Origin of the sequence: Pseudomonas sp. Sample_16, assembly GCF_004307665.1 — a bacterium.
GTDB lineage: Bacteria > Pseudomonadota > Gammaproteobacteria > Pseudomonadales > Pseudomonadaceae > Aquipseudomonas.
Map to the genome: position 1 here is coordinate 1 of NZ_RCOB01000035.1, position 5,747 is coordinate 5,747.

The 5,747-nt window shown below is 62.2% G+C and carries 4 protein-coding genes; 3 read left to right on the top strand and 1 reads right to left on the bottom strand.

Annotated features, from left to right (window positions below):
• Nucleotides 1-199: 199 nt before the first annotated feature.
• Nucleotides 200-712 carry a sigma-70 family RNA polymerase sigma factor gene (locus D8U69_RS04990; protein WP_082557599.1) on the bottom strand — a complete coding sequence of 171 codons (513 nt, stop codon included), beginning with the start codon at nt 710-712 and terminating at the stop codon, nt 200-202.
• Between the two features lie 388 nt (nt 713-1,100).
• Between D8U69_RS04990 and D8U69_RS05000 the strand changes: the two genes are divergently transcribed.
• From D8U69_RS05000 to D8U69_RS05010, 3 genes are read left to right on the top strand one after another with little or no spacing between them, the layout of a single operon-like run.
• Nucleotides 1,101-2,273 carry an efflux RND transporter periplasmic adaptor subunit gene (locus tag D8U69_RS05000; RefSeq protein WP_130906821.1) on the top strand — a complete coding sequence of 391 codons (1,173 nt, stop codon included), beginning with the start codon at nt 1,101-1,103 and terminating at the stop codon, nt 2,271-2,273.
• Nucleotides 2,274-4,247: a MacB family efflux pump subunit gene (locus tag D8U69_RS05005; protein ID WP_130904180.1), complete on the top strand. Its 1,974-nt coding sequence runs from the start codon at nt 2,274-2,276 to the stop codon at nt 4,245-4,247. It abuts the gene before it with no gap.
• A 7-nt stretch (nt 4,248-4,254) separates the two neighbouring features.
• Nucleotides 4,255-5,649 (top strand): efflux transporter outer membrane subunit, encoded by a 1,395-nt coding sequence (locus D8U69_RS05010; protein ID WP_130906822.1) that lies wholly within the window; start codon nt 4,255-4,257, stop codon nt 5,647-5,649.
• Nucleotides 5,650-5,747: the final 98 nt, after the last annotated feature.

A 5,747-nucleotide genomic window follows, 5' to 3' on the forward strand; every position in this document is an offset into this window, starting at 1 on the left:
CCGACGCCGATCAGGTCGTGAACGATGGGCGATGCAATTGCCTGTGTCATTTCCAGTGTCCTCTGGATGAACCCCGGGGCGACGGGGCAAGGAGAGCCTAAGTGACCTGACCGGCCTGGAGCAGGACAGTAGGTCGTCTGTTGAGTAGGAACGAGGACAGTGAAATAAAATTTAACCGCAAGGCATCAAAGGACGCCGATCAGTGCGCATCCCATTGCTGCATGCGCACCCGGCAATGTTTCATCGCATTGACGATGTGCTTTTCGACCATGGCCCTGGAAATACCCAACTGCTCGGCGATTTGCGGATGTGACAGGCCTTCGATCTTGCGCAGCAGAAAACTCTCGCGACACAACCGAGGCAATTCCGCCAACGCGCGCTGGAGCATGTCCAGGCGCTGGCCGTGATCGAGGCTGTTGAGGGGTGACGGGGAGAAGTAACGCTCCTCGTTGTCCAGCACATCCAGCGGCTCGACCTGGCGCAGTGCATTGCGCCGATGATCGTCGATCACCAGGTTCAGCGCCGTACGATAAAGAAACGCCCGCGGCTGCTCGATCGGCGCGTCGCTGGAGCGCTCCAGGACTCGCAGATAAGCGTCATGCACCACATCTTCGGCAACCTGTCGGTTGCCGAGCTTGGCGTTCAGGAAACACACCAGCTCGCGATAGTAGTTTTCCAACATGACTCCGGCACGGGGACGGTCTTGAGCCACTTCATCGACCAGAAAACAGGCAATGGCACGATAGTGGCAATTGAGCTGCGTAATTTATAGTAATTCTCATATAGATTTAAAGTATTGCTTTGTCTTGGCTGACAAATAGTTGCCGGGCCGTGGAAACCTCCGAATTACACAATACCTGTGGGAGCTGGCTTGCCAGCGATGGCGGAGTATCAGCCGGCACATTCACTGACTGATCCACCGCTATCGCTGGCAAGCCAACTCCCACAGGATGGTTGTATCACCCAGGCACGCGGCAGCTGTTACGCCATATGTCCCAGGCTAAATTCCCCAATGGCTTCTTCGTTTACAGGACAGCTACCCGTCTCTATCCGCTCCCCGCGCTGAACGACGGGCCGAAATCCTTTGGCCGGAACTCTGCATGAAACGTCCCCGTCCCGCCCGACGCGCCCTGCTTGCTGCGCTCTGTCTGATCCCCGTTATCGCCGTCGCCGCCTGGCAGATCATCCCTCCCGGCCGCGACCAGTTCGTCACGGTGCAGGTCACCCGCGCCGATATCGAAAGCAGCGTGACCGCGCTAGGCACCTTGCAACCGCGGCGTTATGTCGATGTCGGCGCGCAGGCGTCCGGGCAAATCCACAAGATCCATGTGGAAGTCGGAGATGTCGTCAAGGAAGGCCAGTTGCTGGTGGAAATCGATCCATCCACGCAACAGGCCAAACTCGACGCTGGACGTTTTTCCATCGAAAACCTCAAGGCACAGCTTGAAGAACAGCGCGCGCTGCACGAACTCGCCCGGCAAAAATTCCAGCGTCAACAGCATCTCAAGGCCGGTGGCGCCACCCGCGAAGAAGACGTGCAGACCGCCCAGGCCGAACTGCGCGCCACCCAAGCGCGCATCGACATGTTCCAGGCGCAGATTCGCCAGGCCCAGGCCAGCCTGCGCAGCGATCAGGCCGAACTCGGCTACACCCGGATCTATGCGCCGATGTCCGGCACCGTAGTCGCACTCGACGCTCGCGAGGGCCAGACCCTCAATGCCCAGCAGCAGACGCCGTTGATTCTGCGCATCGCCAAACTGTCGCCGATGACGGTCTGGGCCGAAGTCTCGGAAGCCGATATCGGCCACGTCAAACCCGGCATGACGGCCTGGTTCACCACCCTCAGCGGTGGCGCCCGACGCTGGAAAAGCACCGTGCGGCAGATTCTGCCGGTGCCGCCAAAACCTCTCGACCAAACCAGTCAGGGTGGTGGCAGCCCCGCCAGTTCAAGCAAAAGCGGCAGCGCTCGGGTGGTGCTGTATACCGTACTGCTCGACGTCGATAACGCCGATAACGCGTTGATGGCAGAAATGACCACCCAGGTATTTTTTGTCGCCGATCAGGCGCAAAACGTTCTCACCGCGCCGATTGCGGCGCTGCAGGCAGGAAAACAAGCCGGCAGCCAGACCGCGCAAGTGGTTGCCAAAAACGGCAGCATCGAACAACGCAACGTCCGCACCGGCATCAGCGATCGTCTGCGGGTGCAGATTCTCGACGGCCTGCAAGAAGGCGATCACCTGTTGATCGGCCCGGCCGACGGGAGTGGCGGTTGAATGCAAACGCCCCTGATCGAACTGCAGGACATCCGCAAGGCCTATGGCGGTGGCGACGCACCTGAAGTTCACGTGTTGCGCGGCATTGACCTGTCGATCCATGCCGGGGAATTCGTGGCGATTGTCGGCGCGTCCGGTTCCGGCAAGTCGACGCTGATGAACATCCTCGGCTGCCTCGACCGGCCGACCTCGGGCGAGTACCGCTTCGCCGGGGAAAATGTCGCGGCGCTCGACAGTGACGAACTGGCCTGGCTGCGCCGCGAAGCGTTCGGCTTCGTGTTTCAGGGTTACCACCTGATTCCATCCGGCTCGGCCCAGGAAAACGTCGAGATGCCGGCCATCTACGCTGGCATTCCGGCTGCCGAGCGCCACGCCCGCGCCGCCGCCCTGCTCGACCGCCTCGGCCTGGGCGCGCGTACAGGCAACCGCCCGCACCAACTCTCGGGCGGGCAACAGCAACGGGTGTCGATTGCCCGCGCCTTGATGAATGGCGGCCACATCATCCTGGCCGACGAACCCACCGGCGCCCTCGACAGCCACAGCGGCAAGGAAGTCATGGCGCTGCTTGACGAACTGGCGAGCCAGGGCCACGTCGTGATCCTGATCACCCACGATCGCGAAGTGGCGGCCCGGGCCAAACGCATCATTGAAATACGCGATGGCCTGATCATCAGCGACAGCGCCCGTGACAATCCCGCCGCGCAACAGTCGGCAACCTCCGGTGCACTGCAAGCCGTCGATTTGCGTAAGCGCCTGAGCGAAGGTGCCCAAGCTACCGGTGCCTGGAAAGGCGAACTGGTCGACGCGGTCCAGGCCGCCTGGCGGGTGATGTGGATCAACAAGTTCCGTACTGCGCTGACCCTGCTCGGGATCATCATCGGCGTCGCTTCGGTGGTGGTGATGCTGGCCGTGGGCGAAGGCAGCAAGCGTCAGGTCATGGCGCAGATGGGCGCGTTCGGCTCCAACATCATTTACCTCAGCGGATCGTCGCCCAACCCGCGTACACCGCTGGGCATCGTCACCCTCGACGAAGTCAAGGCCGTGGCCAGCCTGCCGCAAGTGATGCGCATCATGCCGGTCAACGGCCAGGAAGCCGGGGTGCGCTTCGGCAACCTCGACCATTTGAGCTACGTCGGCGGCAACGACACCAACTTCCCCGCGATCTTCAACTGGCCTGTAGTCGAAGGCAGTTACTTCACCGAAGCCGACGAACAGAACGCGGCAGCCGTGGCGGTGATCGGCCATAAGGTCCGCACTAAACTGCTCAAGGACGTGGCCAACCCGATTGGCCAATACATCCTGATCGAGAACGTGCCGTTCCAGGTGGTCGGGGTGCTGGCGGAAAAAGGTGCCAGCTCCGGCGACTCCGACAGCGACGACCGCATCGCCATCCCCTACTCCGCCGCCAGCGTGCGCCTGTTCGGCACACACAACCCGGAGTACATCGCGATTGCCGCCGCCGATGCGCGCAAGGTCAAGGAAACGGAACGCGCCATCGAGCAATTGATGCTGCGCCTGCACAACGGCAAGAAGGATTTCGAACTGACCAACAACGCGGCGATGATCCAGGCCGAAGCGCGCACGCAGAACACCCTGTCGCTGATGCTAGGTTCGATTGCCGCGATTTCGCTGCTGGTGGGCGGTATCGGTGTGATGAACATCATGCTCATGACTGTGCGTGAGCGCACTCGCGAGATCGGTATTCGCATGGCCACCGGCGCCCGGCAGCGGGATATCCTGCGCCAGTTTCTGACGGAAGCCGTGATGCTGTCGGTCGTCGGCGGGCTCGCCGGAATTGCCCTGGCGCTGATCGTCGGTGGCGTGCTGGTCCTCAGCGAAGTCGCGGTCGCCTTCTCCCTGATAGCGGTGCTGGGCGCCTTCGGCTGCGCCCTGGTCACCGGTGTTGTCTTCGGCTTCATGCCGGCCCGCAAAGCTGCCCGACTCGACCCGGTCACGGCCCTTACCAGTGAATAAACGATTGATGAAGCCGCCACTCAGCCTGTTGACCCTGTGTTTGTTGCTCAGCGCTTGCGGCAGCCCTGCCCAGCGCCCGGACAGCGGCGTTGTGCCGCCCGCCGCCTGGCAATCGCCGCACACCGCCGGCGCCGTTCACGACAATCAGCAATGGTGGAACCGCTTCGGCAGCCCGCAACTGGGACGGCTGATCGAACAGGCCCGGGTCGGCAGTTACGACCTGGCCGCTGCCATCGCCCGAGTGCGCCAGGCACAGGCTGAAACGGTAGTCGCTGGTGGTTCACAGTTGCCCGAAGTCAAGGCCGGGGCCAACGCCAACCGGCAAAAACTGCTGCGCGGCAGCGGTTACAGCCAACTCGACGCCGACAGCAGTAATGACGCTGTGGATTACTTCGACGCCAATCTCACCGCCAGTTACGAAGTCGATTTCTGGGGCGGCCAGCGTGCCTCCCGCGACAGTGCGCAATTTGCCCTGCGCGCCAGCGAATTCGATCAGGCGACCGTTGAGCTGACGCTGCTGAGCGGCGTGGCCAGCGGCTACGCACAGACCTTGTCGCTGCAAGAGCAAAGCCGCATTGCCGAGTTGAATCTGGCCAACGCGCAGAGTGTGTTGAAACTGGTGCAGACCCGTTTTGACGCGGGCTCGGCGACGGCGCTGGAACTGGCTCAGCAGAAAAGCCTGGTGGCCGCGCAGCAACGCCAGTTGCCGCTGGTGCAGCAGCAGGTCAGGGACGCGCAGATCAGCCTCGCCACCCTGCTCGGCCGTCCGGTGCAGGCATTGTCTTTGGGCCAGGAGCGCTTCGATCAACTGTCATGGCCTGCCATTGATGCCGGGGTGCCCAGCCAATTACTCAGCCGTCGACCGGACATCGCCCGCGCCGAAGCACAACTGGCCGCCGCCCAGGCCGACGTCACCGTAGCCCGCGCCGCCATGTTGCCGACCGTGACCCTGAGCGCGGAAATCGGCTCCGGCGCCGATCGTGCCGCAGACATTCTGCGCAGTCCCTTCTACAACCTCACCGCCGGTTTGCTCTCGCCGGTGTTCAACAATGGCCGCCTCGGCGCCGAACGCGACAAGGCCACAGCGCGACAGCAAGAGCTGCTGGAAACCTATCGTGGCGCAATCATCAATGGTTTCGCCGACGTGGAAAAAGCGCTGAACAGCATTCGCGGGCTGGACGAACAACGGCAGTGGCAAAGTGAAGAACTGCAACAGGCGCAAACCGCGTTCAACCTTGCGCAAAGTCGCTATGAAGCGGGGGCCGAGGATTTACTGACCGTGCTGGAAACCCAGCGCACGCTGTATGCGGCGCAGGACTTGAATGTGCAACTGCGGCTGTCGCGGATGCAGGCGAGTATTGCGTTGTACAAGGCGCTTGGGGGTGGGTGGCAGGCTTTGTAGTGGTGGTGTTGATCGTTCCCACGCTCTGCGTGGGAATGCCTCCACGGACGCTCCGCGTTCGGCTCTGGATGGGACGCAGAGCGTCCCGGGCTGCATTC

Bases quoted from the DNA above. Each gene is read 5' to 3' on its own strand.
- D8U69_RS05005 (WP_130904180.1), top strand. From the start codon at position 2,274: ATGCAAACGCCCCTGATCGAACTGCAGGACATCCGCAAGGCCTATGGC.
- D8U69_RS05000 (WP_130906821.1), top strand. From the start codon at position 1,101: ATGAAACGTCCCCGTCCCGCCCGACGCGCCCTGCTTGCTGCGCTCTGT.
- D8U69_RS05010 (WP_130906822.1), top strand. From the start codon at position 4,255: ATGAAGCCGCCACTCAGCCTGTTGACCCTGTGTTTGTTGCTCAGCGCT.